The organism is Halomonas sp. NO4 (genome assembly GCF_010994375.1).
Classification (GTDB): domain Bacteria; phylum Pseudomonadota; class Gammaproteobacteria; order Pseudomonadales; family Halomonadaceae; genus Halomonas.
The window spans coordinates 182,443-202,717 of record NZ_WHMA01000001.1 but is presented as its reverse complement, the minus strand read 5'-3'; the positions used below and the strand labels follow the sequence as shown (position 1 = coordinate 202,717).

General features: G+C 68.4%; 18 protein-coding genes. 7 read left to right on the top strand and 11 right to left on the bottom strand.

Annotated features, from left to right (window positions below; genetic code table 11):
• Positions 1–2 precede the first annotated feature (2 nt).
• Positions 3–1,001 carry a TRAP transporter substrate-binding protein gene (locus FEF15_RS01030; RefSeq protein WP_205598449.1) on the bottom strand — a complete coding sequence of 333 codons (999 nt, stop codon included), beginning with the start codon at positions 999–1,001 and terminating at the stop codon, positions 3–5.
• A 194-nt stretch (positions 1,002–1,195) separates the two neighbouring features.
• On the opposite strand from FEF15_RS01030, the gene FEF15_RS01025 reads away from it, so the two are divergent.
• From FEF15_RS01025 to FEF15_RS01015, 3 genes are read left to right on the top strand one after another with little or no spacing between them, the layout of a single operon-like run.
• Positions 1,196–1,951 (top strand): 5-oxoprolinase subunit PxpA, encoded by a 756-nt coding sequence (locus FEF15_RS01025; RefSeq protein WP_163557224.1) that lies wholly within the window; start codon positions 1,196–1,198, stop codon positions 1,949–1,951.
• Positions 1,948–2,673: a 5-oxoprolinase subunit PxpB gene (gene pxpB / locus FEF15_RS01020; protein ID WP_240454030.1), complete on the top strand. Its 726-nt coding sequence runs from the start codon at positions 1,948–1,950 to the stop codon at positions 2,671–2,673. Before FEF15_RS01025 ends, pxpB begins: the two co-directional genes overlap by 4 nt.
• The gene (locus FEF15_RS01015) at positions 2,673–3,614 is read left to right on the top strand and encodes a biotin-dependent carboxyltransferase family protein (RefSeq protein WP_163557223.1); all 942 of its coding nucleotides are present in this window, start codon (positions 2,673–2,675) and stop codon (positions 3,612–3,614) included. The genes pxpB and FEF15_RS01015 overlap by 1 nt, the downstream gene beginning before the upstream one ends.
• A 9-nt stretch (positions 3,615–3,623) precedes the next feature.
• On the opposite strand, the gene FEF15_RS01010 is transcribed toward FEF15_RS01015, so the two are convergent.
• From FEF15_RS01010 to sulP, 4 genes are all read right to left on the bottom strand, one after another.
• Positions 3,624–3,842 (bottom strand): iron-containing alcohol dehydrogenase, encoded by a 219-nt coding sequence (locus tag FEF15_RS01010; RefSeq protein WP_163557222.1) that lies wholly within the window; start codon positions 3,840–3,842, stop codon positions 3,624–3,626.
• Between the two features lie 158 nt (positions 3,843–4,000).
• Complete coding sequence (csiR, locus tag FEF15_RS01005; protein ID WP_163557325.1) at positions 4,001–4,687, bottom strand: DNA-binding transcriptional regulator CsiR; 687 nt, start codon at positions 4,685–4,687, stop codon at positions 4,001–4,003.
• Between the two features lie 108 nt (positions 4,688–4,795).
• Positions 4,796–5,773: a cysteine synthase A gene (locus FEF15_RS01000; protein WP_163557221.1), complete on the bottom strand. Its 978-nt coding sequence runs from the start codon at positions 5,771–5,773 to the stop codon at positions 4,796–4,798.
• Between the two features lie 75 nt (positions 5,774–5,848).
• A complete protein-coding gene (sulP, locus tag FEF15_RS00995) occupies positions 5,849–7,561 on the bottom strand; it encodes a sulfate permease (RefSeq protein ID WP_163557220.1) in 1,713 nt (570 codons plus the stop codon).
• Positions 7,562–7,687: 126 nt separating this feature from the next.
• Here sulP and FEF15_RS00990 point away from each other — a divergent pair, with 126 nt between their 5' ends.
• Both FEF15_RS00990 and FEF15_RS00985 read left to right on the top strand, forming a co-directional pair.
• A complete protein-coding gene (locus tag FEF15_RS00990; RefSeq protein WP_163557219.1) occupies positions 7,688–8,962 on the top strand; it encodes an aminotransferase class I/II-fold pyridoxal phosphate-dependent enzyme in 1,275 nt (424 codons plus the stop codon).
• Positions 8,963–9,141: 179 nt separating this feature from the next.
• Positions 9,142–10,734: a methyl-accepting chemotaxis protein gene (locus tag FEF15_RS00985; protein WP_240454029.1), complete on the top strand. Its 1,593-nt coding sequence runs from the start codon at positions 9,142–9,144 to the stop codon at positions 10,732–10,734.
• A 33-nt stretch (positions 10,735–10,767) separates the two neighbouring features.
• On the opposite strand, the gene FEF15_RS00980 is transcribed toward FEF15_RS00985, so the two are convergent.
• On the bottom strand, positions 10,768–11,922 hold the full coding sequence (locus tag FEF15_RS00980) for an FAD-dependent oxidoreductase (protein ID WP_163557218.1): 1,155 nt from the start codon (positions 11,920–11,922) through the stop codon (positions 10,768–10,770).
• 29 nt (positions 11,923–11,951) lie between these two features.
• Positions 11,952–12,878, bottom strand: a complete 927-nt coding sequence (rarD, locus tag FEF15_RS00975) for an EamA family transporter RarD (protein WP_163557217.1) — start codon at positions 12,876–12,878, stop codon at positions 11,952–11,954.
• A gap of 139 nt (positions 12,879–13,017) precedes the next feature.
• On the opposite strand from rarD, the gene FEF15_RS00970 reads away from it, so the two are divergent.
• On the top strand, positions 13,018–13,833 hold the full coding sequence (locus tag FEF15_RS00970) for an amidohydrolase (protein ID WP_163557216.1): 816 nt from the start codon (positions 13,018–13,020) through the stop codon (positions 13,831–13,833).
• On the top strand, positions 13,833–14,531 hold the full coding sequence (locus FEF15_RS00965) for a pseudouridine synthase (protein ID WP_163557215.1): 699 nt from the start codon (positions 13,833–13,835) through the stop codon (positions 14,529–14,531). Before FEF15_RS00970 ends, FEF15_RS00965 begins: the two co-directional genes overlap by 1 nt.
• Positions 14,532–14,567: 36 nt before the next feature.
• Here the strand turns inward: FEF15_RS00965 and FEF15_RS00960 are convergent, their stop codons facing one another.
• The 4 genes from FEF15_RS00960 to FEF15_RS00945 are packed head-to-tail and all read right to left on the bottom strand — an operon-like array spanning position 14,568 to position 20,142.
• The gene (locus FEF15_RS00960) at positions 14,568–16,184 is read right to left on the bottom strand and encodes a dipeptide ABC transporter ATP-binding protein (protein ID WP_163557214.1); all 1,617 of its coding nucleotides are present in this window, start codon (positions 16,182–16,184) and stop codon (positions 14,568–14,570) included.
• Positions 16,177–17,262 carry an ABC transporter permease gene (locus FEF15_RS00955; RefSeq protein WP_163557213.1) on the bottom strand — a complete coding sequence of 362 codons (1,086 nt, stop codon included), beginning with the start codon at positions 17,260–17,262 and terminating at the stop codon, positions 16,177–16,179. Before FEF15_RS00955 ends, FEF15_RS00960 begins: the two co-directional genes overlap by 8 nt.
• A 3-nt stretch (positions 17,263–17,265) precedes the next feature.
• Positions 17,266–18,339: a microcin C ABC transporter permease YejB gene (locus tag FEF15_RS00950; protein ID WP_163557212.1), complete on the bottom strand. Its 1,074-nt coding sequence runs from the start codon at positions 18,337–18,339 to the stop codon at positions 17,266–17,268.
• Between the two features lie 21 nt (positions 18,340–18,360).
• On the bottom strand, positions 18,361–20,142 hold the full coding sequence (locus tag FEF15_RS00945; RefSeq protein ID WP_240454040.1) for an extracellular solute-binding protein: 1,782 nt from the start codon (positions 20,140–20,142) through the stop codon (positions 18,361–18,363).
• Between the last annotated feature and the right edge of the window lie 133 nt (positions 20,143–20,275).

The following is a 20,275-nucleotide window of genomic DNA, read 5'->3' as shown; positions in this document are numbered from 1 at the left end:
GATCATTGGCGGGCTGCTTCGTAGGCCTCGAGAATGGCGGCTCCCTGCTCGCCGGCTTCCTCGGCCCATTCGCTGGTCATGGTGTCACCGATCTCGCGCAGCTTCTCGGCGAGCTCGGGGGTGGGCTCGCTCACCTCGATGCCGTTCTCCTCGAGCACGGCCAGCGCCTCGTCGGTCTCTTCGCGGCTCATGGCCCAGCCACGCTCCTCGGCCTCGGCGGCGGCCTCCAGCACCGCCTCGCGGGTGGCCTCGTCGAGACGCGAGAACGCTTGCTCGTTGACGATGACCATGTTCTTGGGCAACCACAGCTGGGCATGGTTGAAATGGCTCAGGTAGTCCCAGGCCTGGGTGTCGGCGCCGGTGGCCGGCGAGGTGATCATGGCGTCTACGCGGCCGGTGCTGAAGGCAGTGGGGATGTCCGGCACCTCCACCTGGGTGGGCACGGCGCCGGCCAGCTGGGCGAGGCGCTCGCTGGCGGCGTTGTAGGCGCGCATGCTGAGGTTCTGCAGGTCATCGGGGCCGGTCAGCGGCTGCTGGGTGTAGATCCCCTGGGGCGGCCAGGGCACGGCGAACAGCAGGCGCAACCCCTGTTCGCCCAGTTCTTCGCTGATGATCTCGCGCGAGGCGTCCCACAGGGCGCCGGCCTCCTCGTAGCTGGCCGCCAGGTAGGGCACGGAATCCACCTCGAAGATGGGGTTCTCGTTGGCCAGGCGAGACATGATCAGCTCGCCGATGGGCACGATACCGCGGCGCACCGAGTTCTTGATCTCGGGGTGGCCGATCAGCGAGCCGTTGGCGTGCACGGTGATGTCGAGTTCGCCATCGGTGCGCTCCCGAACGGCATCGGCGAATTCGCGGATATTGACGGTGTGGAAGGTGCGATCCCCATAGGGTGTTGGCATGTCCCATTCGGTGGCGGCCTGGGCGCCGGTTGAGGAAATGGCTAGGCTGAAACCGAGGGTGGCGGCCATCCCGGCCAGCAGCGGTGTCTTGGCGGTCATCGTGGTTTCCTCTCGTTACCGGTGTTGTCGGTCTTGTTGGCGAAGCGCGCCTCGCTATGGGTAGAGCATAGCGCCCGTCGGGAAGGGCGTCGCACGGCCGCCATACGCTGCATCAACTTTCCTGTGCGTAGCCCCTGCTTCAGGTCCCACTTATTGATACATTCCCGGGGAGATGCCCTTTCAAGGAGGTGTTCATGCCGAGACTGCGACTCAACGCCGACATGGGGGAGAGCCTGGGCCCTTGGGTCATGGGCCGTGACGCAGAGGTCATGCCCTACGTGGATCTGGCCAACGTTGCCTGCGGCTTTCACGCTTCGGACCCCGATGTCATGCGGCGCACCCTGCGCCTGGCGGCCGAACACGGCGTGACGGTGGGCGCGCATCCCGCCTACCCGGACCTGGTCGGCTTCGGGCGCCGTTCACTGGCCTGTTCGCCCAGCGAGATCGAGAACCTGGTGCTCTATCAGGTGGGGGCGCTCGCTGGTGTGGGGCGCGCCGAAGGCGTCACGCTTGGCTACGTCAAACCCCATGGCGCCCTCTACAACGACATGGTGCGGGATCGCGACACCCTGGCGGCGGTGATGCGCGCCGTGGCGGCCTACGACCCGGCGCTGCCGCTGATGGTGATGGCCACCCGCGACACGGAATCCATGCGTGAGCTGGCGCGTCGTGAAGGCGTGACGCTGTGGTTCGAGGCCTTCGCCGACCGCGCCTACGACGGCCACGGGCGACTGGTCTCGCGCCGCGAGCCGGGGGCGGTGCACCACGATCCCGACGTCATCGTCGACCAGGCGCGGCGCATCGCCAGCGGGGCGCCTCTCACCGCCAGCGACGGCAGCGAGCTGGTGCTCGAAGCCGACACCCTCTGCGTGCATGGGGACAATCCCGAGTCCATTGCCGCCGTGAAGGCGATCCGCCAGGCGCTTCAGGCCCTCGAGGCGGCCTCGTGAGCGAGCGTGACCGGTTGCCCCGCCTCGAGTCGGCCGGCCTGGATGGCTGGCTGGTGCGTCTCTTCGCGCGCATCGACGAAGCCAACCTGCCTTGGCTGGCGGCACTCACCCGGCGCTGCGAGGCGGCGTTCGGCGACACCCTGGTGGACCTGGTGCCGTCCTACACCACGCTGCTGGTGGTCTTCGATCCGTTGCAGCTTTCGCCGGATAAGGCGCGTTGCCGGCTTGTCGAACTCCTCACCGATCTGGCGCCGGATGATGAGCAAGCCGCGGCGGGGGAGGTGCACGAGTTGCCCACCTGGTACGATCCCAGCGTCGGGCCCGATCTCGAGCGCGTGGCGGCCCATGCAGGCCTCTCCGTGGAGCAGGTGATCGACTGCCACAGCCAGGGGGTCTACCGGGTTTTCGCCCTGGGCTTTGTCCCCGGCTTCGCCTTCATGGGGTTGCTCGACGAGCGCCTGGCGACGCCGCGACTCGAGACGCCGCGCCGCCGAGTGCCGCTGGGCAGCGTGGCGATCACCGGGCGACAGACCGCCGCCTATCCGATGCAGACGCCGGGCGGTTGGAACCTGTTGGGGCGTACCTCGGCCCGGCTCTTCGACCGCGACCGGGAGGGCTTCAGCCTGCTCCAGGTAGGGGATCGCGTGCGCTTCGTGCCCGTGGATCGCGACACTCTGCAGCGCCAGGGTGGGGACGTGACGCCGATCGAGGAGGCGCGTTGATGGGTAGTAATTATACCGTTATCTCATTTCGCGTCCTACATCCCGGACCGCTGGCTTTACTGCAAGATGCCGGCCGTTTCGGTGCGCGACGGCTGGGGGTGACACAAGGCGGTCCCGCCGATCTGAACGCCTGGGCCTGGGCCAATCGCCTGGCCGGCAATGCCTGGGGCACGCCAGCCCTGGAGGTGACCTTCGGCGGACTGGAACTCGAGGTGGCTCGGGACCTGGCCCTCGCTGTGGCCGGCGCAGACCTGGGCGCCACCCTGGATGGCGATCCCTTGCCGCTCTGGACGCGTGTCACCGCGCGCGAAGGGCAGCGCCTCGCCTTCGCCTCGCCCCAGGCCGGATTGCGAGCCTATCTGGCAGTGGCGGGCGGTTTTGTGGCAGAGCCGGTGCTGGGCAGTTGCGCTTGCGTGGTACGCGAAGGCCTGGGGGGCCACGATGGGCGAGGGCGACCCTTGGCCGAAGGCGATGAGCTGCGCGCGGCCCCCGCCGAGCCGTTCTCGGCGTCACCCGAGGTGCCGGGGGAGGCGCAGCCGGATTACCGGGCCGACTGCCGCCTGGCACTGCTGCCAGGCGCGCAGATTGCCGACTTCCACGGGGGGAGCCTTTACGCTGCCTTCAACGCGTCATGGGAAGTCGACGACCGTGCCGACCGGATGGGGGTGCGCCTGACAGGGCCGGTGCTGCGCTGCCGGATTGATTCCCTGATCTCCGAGGGGCTGGGGCTCGGCGCCGTTCAGGTGCCACCGGATGGCCAGCCCATCGTCTTGCTCAACGATCGCCAGACCATCGGCGGCTATCCGCGTCTCGGTGCCCTGACCCCGCTGGCCGCGTCGCGGCTGGCGCAATGCGTGCCGGGCCAGAGGGTACGCCTGGCCGCTCAGTCACCCGAGCGCGCACTGGCCGACTATCGGCGATTTCGCCGGCAGTTCGACTGAGCGGGGGCGCTAAGCCCCCAGGCCGCTCTCGCGCAGCACCTGATCCAGGGTTGGCGCCTCCCGCGGCGTGCGGTGGGGTCTCTCCTCCAGCAGCAGGGGCGCTTCCAGTTCCTCCAGCGCCAGGGCGACGCAGCGCTCGATCAGTTCCGCCTTGCTCACGCCCGTCTGCTGGGCCAGTCGCTCGAGGCGCGTTTCGATGTCACGAGAAAATCGCAGCAGATGGGGCATGTCGTCGTCTCCGTGGGCTGGGGCGACAGCGCTTCCCGAGCCATCGCGGGAGCGCTACCTACTGGAAAGATACAAAGCGTTACCTGACTTGTCACTGCGCCAGTGTCGTCCGTGTCGGTGACAGTACGATGACGCGTCGCTGTCACGCTGCCTGTGGTTCAGGCCAGCCCCTGGCGTTTCATGACCTCGGTGATGATCGGCACCGGGGTCATCAGGTGCTCGCGCATCATCTCGGCGGCGCGCTCGGCATTGCGCGCCAGGATGACGTCCACGAGGGCGGCGTGTTCACGACGCTTGCGTGCCAGCGCTTCCTCGGAGAAGACCGTTTCGCGAAGCCACAGGTGACGATAGCGCTCCACCTGGTCGAACAGGCTCTGGCGCACCTGGAGCAGGTGAGGGGAGCCGCAGCCACTGGCAATGGCGGTATGGAAGGCCTTGTGGCGAGTGTCCCAGACGTCCAGCAGTTCGTCGGGGGTGTTGACCTCCATGACCTTGGACAGGGTGTGCGCCGTGGCGAGGATCTCGGCTTCCCAGGCATCGTCACCGCGCTCGATGGCGAGCTTGAGGATCAGCCCCTCGATCTGGGCGCGGGCGTCGTAGAGGTCGGCGAGCTCGGCCAGCGACATGGGGGCGACCCGGTAGCCGCGTTGGCTGATTGCCACCACCAGGCGCTCGGCAACGAGTTGGGAGAGCGCTTCGCGCAGCGGGCCGATGCCCAGGTCGTAGCGCTCCTTGAGTCGGCTCATCAGCAGCTTTTCGCCCGGCTGGAAGATGCCGCGAATGATGTCGCGCTTCAGCCAGTGGTAGGCGCTGATGCCCAGGTTCTGGCGCGGGGCGTGCTCCATGGGGGTGCCATCCATGTGTCGATATTCCTGGCTTTTGCCGAACAGGATACCCAATCGACGCCCTTCCGATAAGCGCTGCGCCACGACACCCGGTGGCGACGTGCGACATCAGGGCACCGCGAGCCCCTTGCCGGCCAACCACTCGCGGTCGAACAGGCGTGAGGCGTAGCGCGCGCCGCCGTCGCACAGCACGGTGACGATGGTGTGTCCCGGCCCCAGCTGCTCGGCGACCTGCAGCGCCGCCGCCACGTTGATGCCCGACGAGCTGCCGAGGAAGAGTCCTTCGTCGGCGAGCAGCCGATAGACGGTGGTCACCGCCTGCTGATCGTCGATCTGCAGGGCGTCGTCGATCGGCGTGCCCTCCAGGTTGGCGGTGACCCGGCTACTGCCGATGCCCTCGGTGATGGAGCCAGGGCCGAGGACCTCCGGTTCGCCGGCCTTGACGTAGCGATAGAGGGCGCTGCCGGTGGGATCGGCGAGCACGCAGCGGATGTCCCTGCGCTGCTCCTTGAGGTAGCGGGCCACCCCGGCCAGGGTGCCGCCGGTGCCGGTCGCCGCCACGAAGGCATCGAGCTGGCCGTCGGTCTGCTCCCAGAGTTCGGGGCCGGTGGTCGCGTAGTGGGCCTCGCGGTTGGCCGGGTTGTCGAACTGGTTGGCCCAGATGGCGTTGTCCCGCTCCGCGGCCATGCGCTGGGCGACCTTCTGGTAGTTGTTGGGGTCGCTGTAGGGGGCGGCGGGCACGGTATGCACCTCGGCGCCGAGAGTGCGCAATAGATCGATCTTCTCGCGGGTCTGGGTCTCGGGAATGACGATCACGCAGCGGTAGCCGCGGGCGTGGCAGATGTGCGCCAAGCCGATGCCCGTGTTGCCGGCGGTGCCTTCCACCACGGTGCCGCCGGGGCTCAGGGCGCCGCGGCGTTCGGCGTCGAGGACGATGTAGAGGGCCGCGCGGTCCTTCACCGAGCCGCCCGGGTTCATGAATTCGGCCTTGCCCAGGATCTCGCAGCCGCTGGCGCGGGACAGGCTGGGCAGGCGAAGCAGGGGAGTGGCGCCAATGGCGCCGACGAAGCCTTCCGCTATGCGCATGGTGATCTGCCTCCTGAGATCGCTTCGGCGTTTCCTTCCAGCATAGGAGTTGGGCGCGGTCGCGGTGAAGGCGTGTCACTCCGGCTCGCGGGCCAGTTCGCGCCAGGCCGCGTAGGTGCTCAAAAAAACCCGCCCGGTCATGGCGTCGAGGAAGTCGCTGCGCTTGAGCTGGTCCATCACCGGGCCCTTGACCTCGGCCAGGTGAAGGGTGACGCCGGAGTCCTTGAGACGCGCATTGATGGCATCGAGGCTCTCCAGCGCCGAGGCGTCGATGAGGTTGACGGCCGAGCAGATCAGTACCACCTGCTCGAGCTCCGGGCGGGTGGCCACCAGGTCGTAGACGAGATCCTCCAGGTAGCGCGCATTGGCGAAGTAGAGGCTCTCGTCGATGCGCAGCAGCGCCAGGTGCGAGGCGGTCTCGGTGTCGTGCCGGACCACGTTGCGGAAGTGTTCGGTGCCCGGGATGCGGCCCACCAGGGCGCTGTGGGGGCGGCTGGTGCGGTAGAGGAAAAGGCCGATGGAGAGGGCCACGCCGCCGATGATGCCCGCCTCGACGCCCTCCACCAGGGTCAGGGCGATGGTCGCCGCCATGGCCGAGAAGTCGCTGCGCGAGTAGCGCCAGGTCTGGCGGATCATGGGTACATCCACCAGGGTCAGGATCGATACGGTGATGGTGGCCGCCAGGGTGGCGATCGGCAGGTGAGCAAGCAACGGAGTGAACAGCAGCGTGACCAGGGCGATGCCTGCGGCGGCGAAGATCCCCGCCATGGGCGTGCGGGCCCCGGCATCGAAGTTGATCACGGTTCGCGACAGGCCGCCGGTCACGGGCATCCCGGCCGAGAAGGCCGCGGCGAGGTTGGCGCCGCCCAGGCCCACGAGTTCCTGATTGGGTGAAATGCGCTCCCGGCGGCGCGCGGCGAGCATCTGGCCCATGGAGACGGATTCGACGAAGCCCACCACGCTGATCAGCAGCGCCGGCACGAGCAGGCTCTGCCACAGGGAGAGCTCGAAGCCGGGCAGGGTGAGGGGCGGCAGGCCGCGCGGGATGTCGCCGACCACCGCCACGCCCTGCGCGGCGAGGTCGAGCCACCAGGTGAGCCAGGTGGTGACCACCACCGCCAGCACGGGGCCGGTACGGGTCACCAGGTCGGCCAGCGACGGCGGCAGACGCAGCCCGCGGAGGGCCTGCTTGCCGCGCAGACGCATGGCAACCAGAAACAGCAGGGTGGCGCTGCCGATGGCCAGCGTCGGGCCGTTCAAGTGGGGCAGGCCGCTGACGATCTCGGCGAGGCGGGGAAAGAGACCGCTGGCCTCGACCTCGAGCCCCAGGAGGTGGCCCGCCTGGCTCACCGCGATCAGCAGGCCCGCGGCGGAGAGGAAGCCCCCGATCACCGGGTGACTCAGAAAGTTGGCCAGAAACCCCATGCGCAGCAGCCCCATGGCGATGAGCATGAGACCGGACAGCAGCGAGAGAACCAGTGCCGCCTCCAGGTATTCGGGCGTCCCCGGCGAGGCCACGTTGGCGAGGGCGGCCCCGGTCATCAGTGCCACGATGGCGACGGGGCCCACCGCCAGGGTGCGACTGGTACCGAGCAAGGCGTAGACGAGCATCGGCAGCAGGCTGGCGTAGAGCCCGACCACCGCCGGCAGTCCGGCCAGGATGGCATAGGCCAGCGACTGGGGGATCACCATCACGGTGACGATGACGCCGGCCAGCAGGTCGGCACTGCACAGGCGTCGGTTGTAGTGGGGCAGCCAGCTGAGGATTGGCAGGTGACGTTTCAGCATCCGTTCTCGTCAATCACGGGGAAGGGGGCGCCAGGGCCCGCGAAAGGCTACCAGACTAAACGATATTGGTGCCGAGGTTGAGACTTGGCTAGCATCGGGGCGGGATCAAACGACAAGGACCTCTACATGCGACCCGAAACCCTCGCCTTGCATCACGGCTACGCCCCCGACGAGCAGAAGGCCGTGGCCGTGCCCATTCACCAGACCACCTCCTTTGCCTTCGACGACGCCCAGCACGCCGCCGACCTCTTCGACCTCAAGGTGGAAGGCAATATCTACTCGCGCATCATGAACCCCACCTGCGCGGTGCTCGAACAGCGCCTGGCGGCTCTTGAAGGCGGCATTGCCGGACTGGCGGTAGCCTCGGGCATGGCCGCCATCACCTATGCCATCCAGACCATCGCCGAGGCGGGCGATAACATCGTCTCGATCAGCGAGCTCTACGGCGGCACCTACAACCTCTTCGCCCACACCCTGCCGCGCCAGGGCATCGAGGTGCGCTTCGCCGACAAGGATGACATCGCGGGTATCGAGTCGCTCATCGACGAGCGCACCAAGGCCGTGTTCTGCGAGACCGTGGGCAACCCCTCGGGCAGCGTGGTCGACCTGGAACGCCTGGCCGAGGTGGCCCATCGTCATGGCGTGCCGGTGATGGTCGACAATACCGTGCCGACGCCCTTCCTGTGGCGGCCCATCGAGCACGGCGCCGACATCGTGATCCACTCGGCCACCAAATACATCGGCGGCCACGGCACCACCGTGGGCGGGGTGATCGTCGATTCCGGCCGCTTCCCCTGGGCCGACTACCCGGAGCGCTTCCCGCTGCTCAACGAGCCGGACGTGTCTTACCATGGCGTGTGCTACACCCGCGACCTGGGCGAAGCCGCCTTCATCGGTCGGGCGCGGGTGGTGCCGCTGCGCAACATGGGGGCAGCACTCTCCGCCCAGGCGGCATGGAACCTGCTGCAGGGGCTGGAGACGCTGGCCCTGCGCATCGAGCGGGTCTGCGCCAATGCGCGCCGGGTCGCCGAATACCTGGAAGCCCACGACGCGGTCACCTGGGTGCAGTATGCCGGCCTGTCCAGCCACAAGGATCATGAGCTGGCGCAGAAGTACATGGATGGCCAGGCCTCCGGCATCCTCAGCTTCGGCATCCGCGGCGGCCGCGAGGCCGGGGCGCGCTTCTACGACGCCCTGGGCATGATCCTGCGGCTGGTAAACATCGGCGACGCCAAGACCTGTTCGTCGATTCCCGCCTCGACCACCCACCGTCAGCTCAACGACCAGGAGCTGGAAGCGGCCGGGGTCAAGCCCGATATGGTGCGGCTTTCCATCGGCATCGAGCATGTCGACGACATCATCGCCGACCTCGACCAGGCCCTGGCTGCCAGCCAGCAGTGATCGATCACGCCGCCAGGGTCGGTGCCTCGCGGCGATGGCGGATGACGGCACGATCCGGCGTGCCGTCTGATGCTCTCCGACGGGAATCACGCTTTGGTATGACAGGCGAAAGTGCTAGAGGGATCAGCCTGTCGACACGGTAAGCTGCGCATGACATCGACAACAAAAGAGAACGTGTCATGCAGATTCTGATCGTGGTAGCCGGCCTGGCGCTGCTGGGTATCGGCTTGATACTCATTGTGGTGGCCGGGGCTGGCGTGCTGGGCGCGGTTACCCTGGGCCTGGGCGGCGCCGCGGGCGCGCTGCTGGTGCTGTCCGGCATGACGAGCGTCTTCACGGCCAGTGCCGAGCGGCTGGAGAGCGGGCGCCTCGTGGCCTGGCTGCCACCCACCCGCGATTACCTCTCCCTGCGACGCATGGCCCATGGCTTGATCGAGCGGGCCAGCAATACCGCCATCGCCTCGGCGGAGGTCTCTCACCACGCCGATCAGATGGACCGGCGACTGGACCGCCAGGAGGGAGTCGTGCGCGAGGCGTCGTCGAGCATGGCGGCCATCACCGCGGCCATCGAGCAGGTGGCCGCCAGTGCTGGCAACGTGGCATCGCTGGCCAGCCGCTCGCGGGACGCCAGCCACGTGAGCCGCGAATCCCTGGATCAGGTCATCACCGAGATGCAGGCGCTGGCGAGCCGCTCGGAGGAGGCGCTGGAACTGCTCAACCTCCTCAGCGAAAAGGCCGATAGCGTGCGCCACGTCACCTCGCTGATCGAGGAGATCGCCGAACAGACCAACCTGCTGTCGCTCAACGCCTCCATCGAGGCCGCCCGCGCCGGCGAACACGGGCGGGGCTTTGCCGTGGTCGCCGGCGAGGTGCGCCAGCTCGCCGGACGCACGGCGGACGCCACCCGCAACGTGGAGGCGCTGGTCGGTGATATCGGCGACAGCAGCCATCGCGTCGTCGATACCATCGGTCACCTGATGCAGCGGGTCGGCGACCGGGCCCAGGAGATGGGCAAGGTGGGCGAGCAGCTCACCGAGATGACCGGCGACTTCGACCGAGTGGAGAGCGAGATCCGCTCCATCGCCGAGGCCATGGAGGACACCAACCGGCACACCCAGCGGGTCGCCGGTACGCTCAGCACCCTCGAGGAGGAGACCGAGCAGGGCAATCGCGACATGCATGGGTTGGCCGGCCAGGCCCGCTCGCTGATGGAAGCGGCGGAGGGCGTCGACGGCGCCCTGGCCCAGCAGCGCCTCGAGGGCCGTCATCAGCAGGTGCTGGCGGCCACCCGCGAGGCTGCAGCTCAGGTCGGCAGGCTGCTCGAGGCGGGCATCAAGCGTGGCGAGATCGAGGCCCGTACGCTCTTCGAGCCCGACTATCGGCCGGTTGCCGGTACCAACCCCGTGCAGTACCGCACCGACTTCGACGACTACACCGACCGCCACTTCCCCGAGGTTCAGGAGCCGCTGCTCGGCGCCCAGGGGCTCGCCTACGCCATCAGCACCGACCGGCGCGGCTACGTGCCCACCCACAATCACCATGTCAGCGAACCGCCCAACGGCGACTACGAGCACGACCTCAAGCTGAGCCGCAGCAAGCGGATCTACGACGATCCCACCGGGAGTCGCTGCGGGGCGCACCAGGAGCCGCTGCTGCTGCAGACCTACAAACGCGATACCGGCGAGATCATGCACGACCTCTCCGTGCCGGTGTTCGTCGACGGCAAGCACTGGGGGGGCTTCCGCGTCGGCTACAAGCCCGAGGTGGTCTGAGCACGCAGATGGCCTGGCCAGGCTGGTGACGCCTCAGCCGCGGTAGCGACGCAGGAAACGCGCATCCAGCCAACGTTTCCAGCGCAGGGCGCCGCGCCCAGCCCACCAGTGGCGCCCACGCAGGGCAAGCCCCAGGCCTTGGCCCAGGTCGAGGATGGCCAACGCCTGGCGCTGGGGGACGAAGTCGCGCAGCCCGCGCCCATAGAGCCGCGCCGCCAGGTTGTCGAGCAGCACCGGCCCCTGGCGCACCCCGTAGACGCCCTGGCGGGGCAGCGCCCGGCCGGGGAGGGCAGCGCAGTCGCCCACGGCGAAGATATCGGCGTCGCCGGTGCTCTGCAGGGTGGCGTGAATCGCCAGGCCGCGCGCCTCGATGCAGGGCAGGCCCAGCGCTTCCGCCACGGCCGGCGGCTGTAGCCCGCTGGCATGAACCACATGCTCGGCTATCACCAGATCCAGGCTGTCCTCCCCCATGGGCACCGTCTCGTCGCTCACCATCAGGCCGCCCGGCGCATGGCCCACCGCGCGCGTTTCGGTCTTGACCCGCACCCCCAGGCGCCCGAGATGGCGCGCCAGCCAGCGCTGTGCGCGTGGCGGTGCCTCGCCGAGCACGCTGGCGCCCCGCGTGACCAGGGTCACCTCGATCTCCCCCGAGCGGCGCTGTGCCAGGGCCGCCAGGTTACAGGCGACCTCCACCCCGCTCGGACCGCCGCCGACCACGGCGACACGTGGCGTCTCGCCCCGGTCGAAGGCGCGCTCCAGCTGGCGGCGCAGGTTGGCCAGCTGGGGGATCGGCTTCACCGTCCAGACCCTCGGCCCGGGGCGGCGTGCCGGAGGGTGATCGACCTGCGAGCCGAGGTTGAGCGAGAGCAGCGAGAAACCCAGGCGACGCCCGTCGTCGAGGCACGCCTCGCGGGTGGTCAGATCGACACCGTCCAGTCGGGCGCGCAGCAGGGTGGCGTCATGGCGACGGCACAGCCGGCGCGGGTCGAGGCGGTCCTCGGCGGGGGCGACGCGCCCGCCGAGCATCCCGGTGGCCAGCCCCGAATACCAGAAGCCGCCGGGGTCCACCACCACGAGTTCGGCGCTCGCCAGGCGATGACGGTGGCGAATCACGTGGAGGTGAGCATGGCCGGCGCCGACCAGCAGGATACGCGGGCGGCCCGGCGGTGGCGACCCGGGCGAATTCATGGGGTCAGCGTAGCGCATGGGCGGTGAGGCTAGCTGGACTGGCGGGGTGCCCCGGGGGCCGGGCGGCGCGTACGCCCCTGCCACGCCGACCAGGAGTAGAGCGCAAGCCCGGTCCAGATCAACACGAAGGTGGCCAACTGGGTGGGTGCTAGCGGCTCACGGAACACCAGCAGGGCGAGGAAGAACTGGATGGAGGGGTTGAGGTACATCAGAAACCCCAGCGTGGCCAGGCGCAACCGGCGAGCCGCCCCGGCAAAGGCGAGCAGCGGCAGGGCGGTGATCACCCCGCTGGCGACGAGCAGCGCCGTGGTGCGCGGTGCCTCCAGGAAGTGCGACAGCTCGACCGAACTCAGCCAGGCCAGCGCCACGAGCCCCAGGGGCAGCAGCAACAGGGTCTCGACGAAGAGGCCGGAGAGCCCGTCCAGCGGCACCTGCTTGCGCAGCAGGCCGTAGGTGCCAAAGGAGAAAGCGAGCACCAGGCTGATCCAGGGCAGCTCGCCGAGCAGCATCAGCTGAATGGCGATGGCCACGCCGGCGATCGCCACGGCCACGCCCTGCAGGGCGGCCATGCGTTCGCGCAGGACCAGCATCCCCAGGGCCACGTTGACCAGCGGAGTAAGGAAATAGCCCAGGCTCGCCTGGAAGACCTGGCGACTCTCCACGGCGTAGATGTAGAGCCCCCAGTTGGTGGCGATCAGCAGGGCGCAGCCGAGCACGCGCCCCAGCCGGCGCGGTTCGGCCAGCGCCAGGCGAATCGGCGCCCAGCGGCGCATCAGGGTGATCAGGCCGACCAGGAAGACGCAGGACCAGATGACGCGATGGATCAGTACCTCGAAGGCGGGCACACCCTGGAAGAGGGCGAAGAAGAGCGGAAAGCATCCCCACATCACATAGGCGGCGAGCCCGAAGGCAACGCCCTGGGCGGCTTCGCGGTCAGGGGAGAGAGTGGGGGACATGCCGGGCTCCTGGCAAAAGGCTTAACTTAGCAGGCGAATGGCTCGCCCGCCATGGGGCGACGGGCGTCGATGCGGGCTGACGTGGCCGAGACGCTGCGGTACGCTGGAAAGCATGCCCATCGCGCAACAGGAACCCGAGATGAGTGAACTGCGTACCACCCTGGTGCAGTGCGACCTGCGCTGGGAAGATCCCGATGCCAACTGTCGCCTGCTCGAGGAGACGCTGGGCGATCTCGGCGGTGACGACACTGACCTGATCGTGCTGCCGGAGATGTTCGCCACCGGCTTCACCATGAACTCGCGCGAGATGGCCGAACCCATGGCCGAGAGCCGCACGGTGGCCTGGCTCAGCGAACAGGCCCGCCGCCGCCGCTGCGTGGTGACCGGCAGCGTGGCCATCGAAGATGAGGGGCACTTCTACAACCGCCTGGTCTGGGCCCGTCCCGACGGCAGCCGGGTGCACTACGACAAGCGTCACCTCTTCCGCATGGCCGGCGAGCACGAGCGCTACGCCATGGGCCACGAGCGCGTCATCGTCACCCTCAAGGGCTTTCGCATCCTGCTCAGCGTCTGCTACGACCTGCGCTTTCCCGTCTGGCTTCGCCAGCAGCCGGGCCCCGACGAGCACTTCGAGTACGATGCTCTGCTGTGCGTGGCCAACTGGCCCGCGCCGCGCCGTCACCCCTGGCGCATCCTGCTCCAGGCCCGAGCCATCGAGAACCTTTGCCCGGTGATCGGGGTGAATCGCGTGGGCGAGGACGCCAAGGGGCTGGGCTACGCCGGCGACTCCATGCTGGTCGACTTCAAGGGCGAGGCGCTGATCGACGAGCCGCGCGACACGCCTTTCGTCGAGACCGCCACCCTGTCGCTGGACGAGCTCCAGGCGTTCCGCGAGAAGTTTCCCGCCTGGCGGGATGCTGACCATTTCACCCTCTCCGATGGGGTGGGCTACTGATGCGGCTCGACCGCTTCCTTGCCGAAACCACCGACCTCACGCGCGGCCTGGCCAAAAAGGCCCTGCAGCGCGGCGAGGTGCGCGTGAACGGGGAACTGGTGAAGCAGGCCGCCACCCAGGTGGACGAGGCGAGCCGGGTCACCTGGCACGACGAACCGCTGGTCCTGGTGGGGCGGCGCTACCTGATGCTGCACAAGCCGCCCGGCGTGGAGTGCACGGCGCGGCGCGGGCTCTACCTTCGCGCCATCGACTTGATCGACCTACCCAAGGCGGAACGGCTCCAGCCGGTGGGGCGGCTCGACGTGGATACCACCGGCCTGGTGCTGCTGACCGATGACGGCCAGTGGTCGCATCGGGTGACGGCGCCACGCCGGCGCTGTGGCAAGGTCTACCGCGTCAGCCTGGCCGAGCCGCTGGCCGGCGAGGCACTGGAACAGGCGGCGCGGTGCTTTGCCGAGGGGCTGCTGCTGGAGGGCGACACCAAGCCCACGCGTCCCGCCGAGCTGATCATGCGCGAACCCCGGGTGGCCGAGTTGACCCTGTTCGAGGGCCGGTACCACCAGGTCAAGCGCATGTTTGCCGTCGTCGGCAACCACGTCGTCGCCCTGCACCGCGAGTCGGTGGGGCCGCTGGCCCTGGCGGACCTGCCCGAGGGCGCCTGGCGGGCACTCAGCGCCGAGGAGATCGCGGCTTTCTGACCCGGCGCCACCTAACGCCCTGCCGAGAGGCCGTCGTCACGGCTCGCCGACGGGCACCGCGGAGGCCGAGAGCCCGGCGGCCGCCACCAGGGCGCGGGTGTAGGCGGTCCGCGGCGCCTGCAGGACTTCGAGGCACTCTCCCTGCTCGACCACCTCGCCCTCCTTGAGCACCATCACCCGGTGCGCCATGGCGCGCACCACCGCCAGGTCGTGGCTGATGCACAGGTAGCTCAGGCCGCGCCGCGCCTGGAGGTCGCGCAGTAGGACGATCAGTTGCTTCTGTACGGTGCGGTCGAGCGCCGAGGTGGGCTCGTCGAGGACCAGCAGCTCGGGCTCCAGAATGATGGCGCGGGCGACCGCGATGCGCTGCCGCTGGCCGCCGGAGAACTCGTGAGGGTAGCGCGCTGCGCAGTTCTCCGGCAGGCCCACCTCGCGCAGCGTCTCGCGCACGCGACGCTGCACCTCGGCGGCCTCCAACTCGGGATAGTGGAAGCGCAACCCTTCGCTGACGATCTCCGAGACGGGCAGGCGGGGGGAGAGCGACCCGTAGGGGTCCTGGAAGACCACCTGGAAGCGGCGGCGACGCAGTCGCAGCGCCTTGCCGCTGAGCCGGTCGAGGCGCTCCTCGGCGAAGGTAATCTCGCCCTGGCACTCGGTGAGACGCAGCAGGGCCAGCGCCAGGGTCGTCTTGCCCGAGCCGGATTCGCCGACGATGCCCAGGGTCTCGCCACGCCCCAGCGTGAGGTCGAGCGGCTTGACCGCCTCGAAGGCCGGCGGGCGAGGGGCCAGCAGCCGTTTCGGGCGGGCAAAGCGCACGGCGAGGCGCTTGGCCTCGAGCAGCGGGGTGATGCGGGGCAGGGGGGTGGGCCGCCCCTCCGGCTCGGCGGCCAGCAGGGTGCGGGTGTAGGCGCTCTGCGGGGCGTCGAAAACCCGGCTCACCGGCCCCGTCTCCTGCTCCCGGCCGTTGAAGAGCACGCAGACCCGGTCGGCGTGCCGCCGCACCAGGTTGAGGTCGTGGGTGATGAAGAGCATGCCCATGCCGTGGCGATCACGCAGCTCGGCGAGCAGCGCCAGGATCTCCTGCTGCACGGTGACGTCGAGTGCCGTGGTGGGCTCGTCGGCGATCAGCAGCTCCGGGTCGTTGGCAATCGCCATGGCGATCATCACCCGCTGACGCTGCCCGCCGGAGAGCTGGTGGGGCCAGGCGTCGAGCAGCTCGTCGGGGCGCGGCAGCTTTACCTGCACGAGGAGCTCGCGGCTGCGCTCCCGGGCCGCTCGCCCGGAGAGGCCCTGGTGCAGGCGCAGCGTCTCGCCGATCTGCTTGGCCACGGTGTGCAGCGGGTTGAGTGAGGTCATGGGTTCCTGGAAGACGAAGCCCACCCGGCCGCCGCGCAGCCCCTGCCACGCCCGCGGACGCAGGCGGGCAAGGTCGGTGTCGCCCAGCCAGCGCCCCCCGGTGACCCGGGCGTTGCCGGGCAGCAGGTTCATGACGCCCAGCGCGGACACCGACTTGCCGGAGCCCGACTCCCCCACCAGGGCCAGCGTCTCGCCGCGGCGAATGGACAGCGACAGGCGTTCGACCACCGTGGCGCCATCGAAGGCGATGCTCAGCTCGTCCAGGCGGAACAGCGTATCGGAGGCGGAATCAGGCATTGGTCTGGGTCCTCGGCACAGGGTCGGGGGGCGTGGCGTGCTGAATGTGGCGCGGGTCGAAGGCATCGCGCAGCCCCTCGCCGATGAACACCAGCAGCGAGAGCATCAGCGACAGGCTGACGAAGGCGGTGATGCCGAGCCAGGGAGCATGCAGGTTGTTCTTGCCCTGGGCGACCAGCTCCCCCAGTGACGGCGAACCGGGTGGCAGGCCGAAGCCGAGGAAGTCCAGCGCCGTGAGGCTGGTGATGGCCCCGGTGAAGAGGAAGGGCACGAAGGTCAGGGTGGCGACCATGGCATTGGGCAGCACGTGGCGCCACATGATCAGCCGGGGCGGGAGGCCCATCGCCTTGGCGGCGCGCACGTACTCGAGATTGCGCGCGCGCAGGAATTCGGCGCGCACCACGTCGACCAGCCCCAACCAGGAGAAGAGCAGCATGATGCCGAGCAGCCACCAGAAGCCGGGCTGCACGAAACTCGCCAGGATGATCAGCAGGAAGAGTACCGGCAGCCCCGACCAGATCTCGGTGAGGCGCTGGCCGATCAGGTCGGTCTTGCCGCCGACGTAGCCCTGGATACCACCCACCACCACGCCCAGGATCAGCGAGCCCGCCGTCAGCACCAGGGCGAAGATCACCGAGAGGCGAAAGCCGTAGATCACCCGGGCCAGGACGTCGCGTCCCTGATCGTCGGTCCCCAGCCAGTGACGGGCGTCGGGGGGCGCCGGCGAGGGGCGCATCATCTGCATGTCCAGTGTCTGGTAGGAGAAGGGAATCGGCGGCCACAGCGCCCAGCCGTTATCGGCGAGCTGTTCGCGGATGAAGGGGTCGTGGTAATCAGTGCCGGTGGGCAGGAATCCGCCGAACTCGGTCTCTGGGTAGTCCACCAGCAGGGGCAGGTACCACTGGCCGTCGTAGCGCATCACCAAGGGCTTGTCGTTGGCGATCAGCTCGGCGGCAAGACTCACCGCAAAGAGCGCCAGGAAGGCCCACAGCGACACCCAGGCGCGCCGGTTGTCGCGGAACACACCAAGGCGCCGCCGGGTGATGGGGGAGAGTCGTGACGTGAAGGCGAGGGCCATGGTTCAGGACTCCCGGGTTTCGAAGTCGATGCGCGGATCGACCCACACGTAGGTCAGATCGGAGACCAGCTTGAGGATCAGCCCGATCAGGGTATAGAGGAAGAGGGTGCCGAAGATCACCGGGTAGTCGCGCTGCATGACCGCCTCGAAGCCGAGCAGGCCTAGCCCCTCCAGGGAGAAGATCACCTCGATGAGCAGCGAGCCGGTGAAGAAGATGGTGACCAGCGCGCCGGGCAGGCCGGCGATGATGATCAGCATGGCGTTGCGAAAAACATGGCCATAGAGCGTGCGCCGGTCGCTGGCTCCCTTGGCGCGAGCGGTGAGCACGTACTGCTTGTGGATCTCGTCGAGGAAGCTGTTCTTGGTGAGCATGGTCAGGGTCGCGAAGCTGCCGATGGTCATGGCCACCACCGGCAGGGTGATGTGCCAGGCGTAGTCCTTGACCTTGCCCCAGGTCGAGAACGTGTCGAAGTCCGGCGAAGTGAGTCCGCGCAGCGGGAAGAGGTCCCAGTAGCTGCCGCCGGCGAAGAGCACGATCAGCAGGATGGCGAACAGGAAGCCGGGTATGGCGTAGCCGACGATCACCAGCCCCGAGCTCCAGACGTCGAAGCGCGAGCCGTGGTGCAGCGCCTTGCGAATGCCCAGCGGAATGGAGATCAGGTAGACGAGCAGGGTGGTCCACAGGCCCAGGGAGACCGACACCGGCAGGCGCTCGATCATCAGCTCCACCACCGGGCGGTCGCGGAAGAAACTGTTGCCGAAGTCGAAGGTGGCGTAGTCGGCCATCATGCCCAGGAAGCGCTCGTGGGCGGGCTTGTCGAAGCCGAACTGCTGCTCGAGCTGCTCGATGAAACGCGGGTCGATGCCCCGGGCGCCGCGTGACTCGTCGCGCACCACCACGTCGCCACCGCCGGTATCTAGGCGCGTGCTGGCCATGCTGTCGGCGCCCTCGAAGCGGGCCAGCATCTGGTCGATAGGGCCCCCGGGAGCGGCCTGCACGATGATGAAGTTGAGCAGCATGATGCCCACCAGGGTGGGGATCATCAGCAGCAGTCGGCGTAGAACGTAACGGCTCACGGGGGCATCCTTGTCCAGGCGTCAGCGGCCGTGCAGCCGCTGGTTGATCTCGGCGGCTCGCTCGGCGTCGACCCACCAGGCGGCCAGGTCGAAGCCGTACTCGGGGAAGGGCTCGGGGTAGCTGAACTTGTCCCAGAGTCCGATCCGCGTCTCGCCGGAATGGTAGTGGGGAATCGTGATGAACAGCCAGCGCAGCACCCGGTCCAGGGCCCGGGTGGCGGTGTTCAACTCCGCCCGGCTGTCGGCGCGGATCAGGTGGTCGACGAGGGCATCCACCGACGGGCGGGCAAGCCCCATCAGGTTGCGACTCTGCGGAGTCTCGGCATAGTCGCTGGTCCAGTATTCGCGCTGCTCGTTGCCGGGGTTGTTCGACTGCGGAAACTGGCCGACCACCATGTCGAAGTCGAAGTTGCGCAGGCGGTTGAGATACTGGTTGATATCGACGATGCGAATGCTGCCCTCGACCCCCAGGCGCGCCATGTTGCGCAGCATCGGCTGGACCACCCGCTCCATGCCGGTATCGAAGAGCAGCACCTCGAGGCTCAACGGTCGGCCCGTCTCGCTGTGGATCAGGCGCCCCTCCTCGACGACATAGCCTGCCGCCTGCAGCAGTTCATAGGCATGGCGCAGGCGCTCGCGCAGCTCATCGGGATGGTCGATGGGCAGCGCGGCCTCGAAGACCTCCGGCGGTAGGCTGTCGCGGTGGGGCGTGAGCAGGGCGAGCTCGGCCTCGCTCGGCATGCCTTCGGCGGCCATCTCGGAATTCTGGAAATAGCTTCGGGTGCGTCGGTAGCTGTCGTAGAAGAGGTTGGCGTTGAGCCAGGGAAAGTCGAAGGTCAGCGCGAGCGCCTCGCGCACGCGGCGGTCGCTGAACTTGTCGCGGCGCAGGTTGTAGATGAACGCCTGCATGGTGGCGGGCTGGCCGTCGGGCACGGTGAGGCGCTTGACCAGGCCGTCGTGGTAGGCGGGAAAGTCGTAGCCGATGGCCCAGGTGGCGGCCCGGGCATCGGTGCGGTAGTCGATGATGCCCGCCTTGAAGGCTTCCCAGGCGATGTCGCGATCACGGTAGTAGTCGTAGATACGACGGTCGATGTTGTGGCGTCCACGGTTGACCGGTAGGTCGCGCCCCCAGTAGTCCGGATCGCGCGCGTAGACGATGCGCCGGCCCGGCTCTACCTCGGCGATTCGGTAGGGCCCGGAGCCGGGGTGGCGGTCGAGGGTCGGCGAAGTGAAGTCGCGCTCGACCCAGTAGTGCTTCGGCAGGATCGGCAGCTGGCCGACGATCAGTGGCAGCTCCCGCGACTCGTTGGAGCGGAAGGTGAAGCGCACCGTCTGCTCATCCAGTGCCTCGACGTTTTCCACCTCGGCGTAGTAACTGCGATAGAAGGGGTTGCCCTCTTCGATCAGTAGATTGAAGCTGAACACCACGTCCTCGGCCGTGACCGGCTCGCCATCCTGGAAGCGCGCCTCGGGGCGAAGGTCAAACTCGATCCAGTGGCGGTCGGGATCCAGGCGAATGCCTTCGGCGAGCAGGCCATAGACGCTGAACGGCTCGTCGGGGTTGCCCTCGAGCAGGGTGTCGTAGATCACCGAGACCCCAGCGGCTGGCGTGCCGCGGATGATGAAGGGATTGGTCGAGTCGAAGCTGGAGCCCACGGCGGCCTGCGTCATACTGCCGCCCTTGGGCGCATCGGGATTGACGTAGGGGAAGTGCGCAAAGTCCGCGGGTAGGGCTGGCTCGTCGTAGAGGGCCAGCCCGTGGACAGTCGGAACGCTGGTCTCCGGGTTGCCCAGGGCCGGCATGGCCAGCACGACCAGGCTCAGCAGGCTGTGGCGCAGGCGGCAGGCGCCGATTGATAGCAGTGACATCCTTGGCGGAATCCTCTGGTCCTCGGGGAGACGACCGCCATAAGGTGTCAGGAGCCTTGCCCCGTGT

Bases quoted from the DNA above. Each gene is read 5' to 3' on its own strand.
- FEF15_RS00945 (WP_240454040.1), bottom strand. From the start codon at position 20,142: ATGCCGGCCCTGGGCAACCCGGAGACCAGCGTTCCGACTGTCCACGGG.
- sulP (WP_163557220.1), bottom strand. From the start codon at position 7,561: ATGCTGAAACGTCACCTGCCAATCCTCAGCTGGCTGCCCCACTACAAC.
- FEF15_RS00960 (WP_163557214.1), bottom strand. From the start codon at position 16,184: ATGCCTGATTCCGCCTCCGATACGCTGTTCCGCCTGGACGAGCTGAGC.
- csiR (WP_163557325.1), bottom strand. From the start codon at position 4,687: ATGGAGCACGCCCCGCGCCAGAACCTGGGCATCAGCGCCTACCACTGG.
- rarD (WP_163557217.1), bottom strand. From the start codon at position 12,878: ATGTCCCCCACTCTCTCCCCTGACCGCGAAGCCGCCCAGGGCGTTGCC.
- FEF15_RS01010 (WP_163557222.1), bottom strand. From the start codon at position 3,842: ATGCCCCATCTGCTGCGATTTTCTCGTGACATCGAAACGCGCCTCGAG.
- FEF15_RS00955 (WP_163557213.1), bottom strand. From the start codon at position 17,262: ATGGCCCTCGCCTTCACGTCACGACTCTCCCCCATCACCCGGCGGCGC.
- FEF15_RS00965 (WP_163557215.1), top strand. From the start codon at position 13,833: ATGCGGCTCGACCGCTTCCTTGCCGAAACCACCGACCTCACGCGCGGC.
- FEF15_RS01000 (WP_163557221.1), bottom strand. From the start codon at position 5,773: ATGCGCATAGCGGAAGGCTTCGTCGGCGCCATTGGCGCCACTCCCCTG.
- FEF15_RS01015 (WP_163557223.1), top strand. From the start codon at position 2,673: ATGGGTAGTAATTATACCGTTATCTCATTTCGCGTCCTACATCCCGGA.
- FEF15_RS00985 (WP_240454029.1), top strand. From the start codon at position 9,142: ATGCAGATTCTGATCGTGGTAGCCGGCCTGGCGCTGCTGGGTATCGGC.
- FEF15_RS01030 (WP_205598449.1), bottom strand. From the start codon at position 1,001: ATGACCGCCAAGACACCGCTGCTGGCCGGGATGGCCGCCACCCTCGGT.
- FEF15_RS00990 (WP_163557219.1), top strand. From the start codon at position 7,688: ATGCGACCCGAAACCCTCGCCTTGCATCACGGCTACGCCCCCGACGAG.
- FEF15_RS01025 (WP_163557224.1), top strand. From the start codon at position 1,196: ATGCCGAGACTGCGACTCAACGCCGACATGGGGGAGAGCCTGGGCCCT.
- FEF15_RS00980 (WP_163557218.1), bottom strand. From the start codon at position 11,922: ATGAATTCGCCCGGGTCGCCACCGCCGGGCCGCCCGCGTATCCTGCTG.
- FEF15_RS00970 (WP_163557216.1), top strand. From the start codon at position 13,018: ATGAGTGAACTGCGTACCACCCTGGTGCAGTGCGACCTGCGCTGGGAA.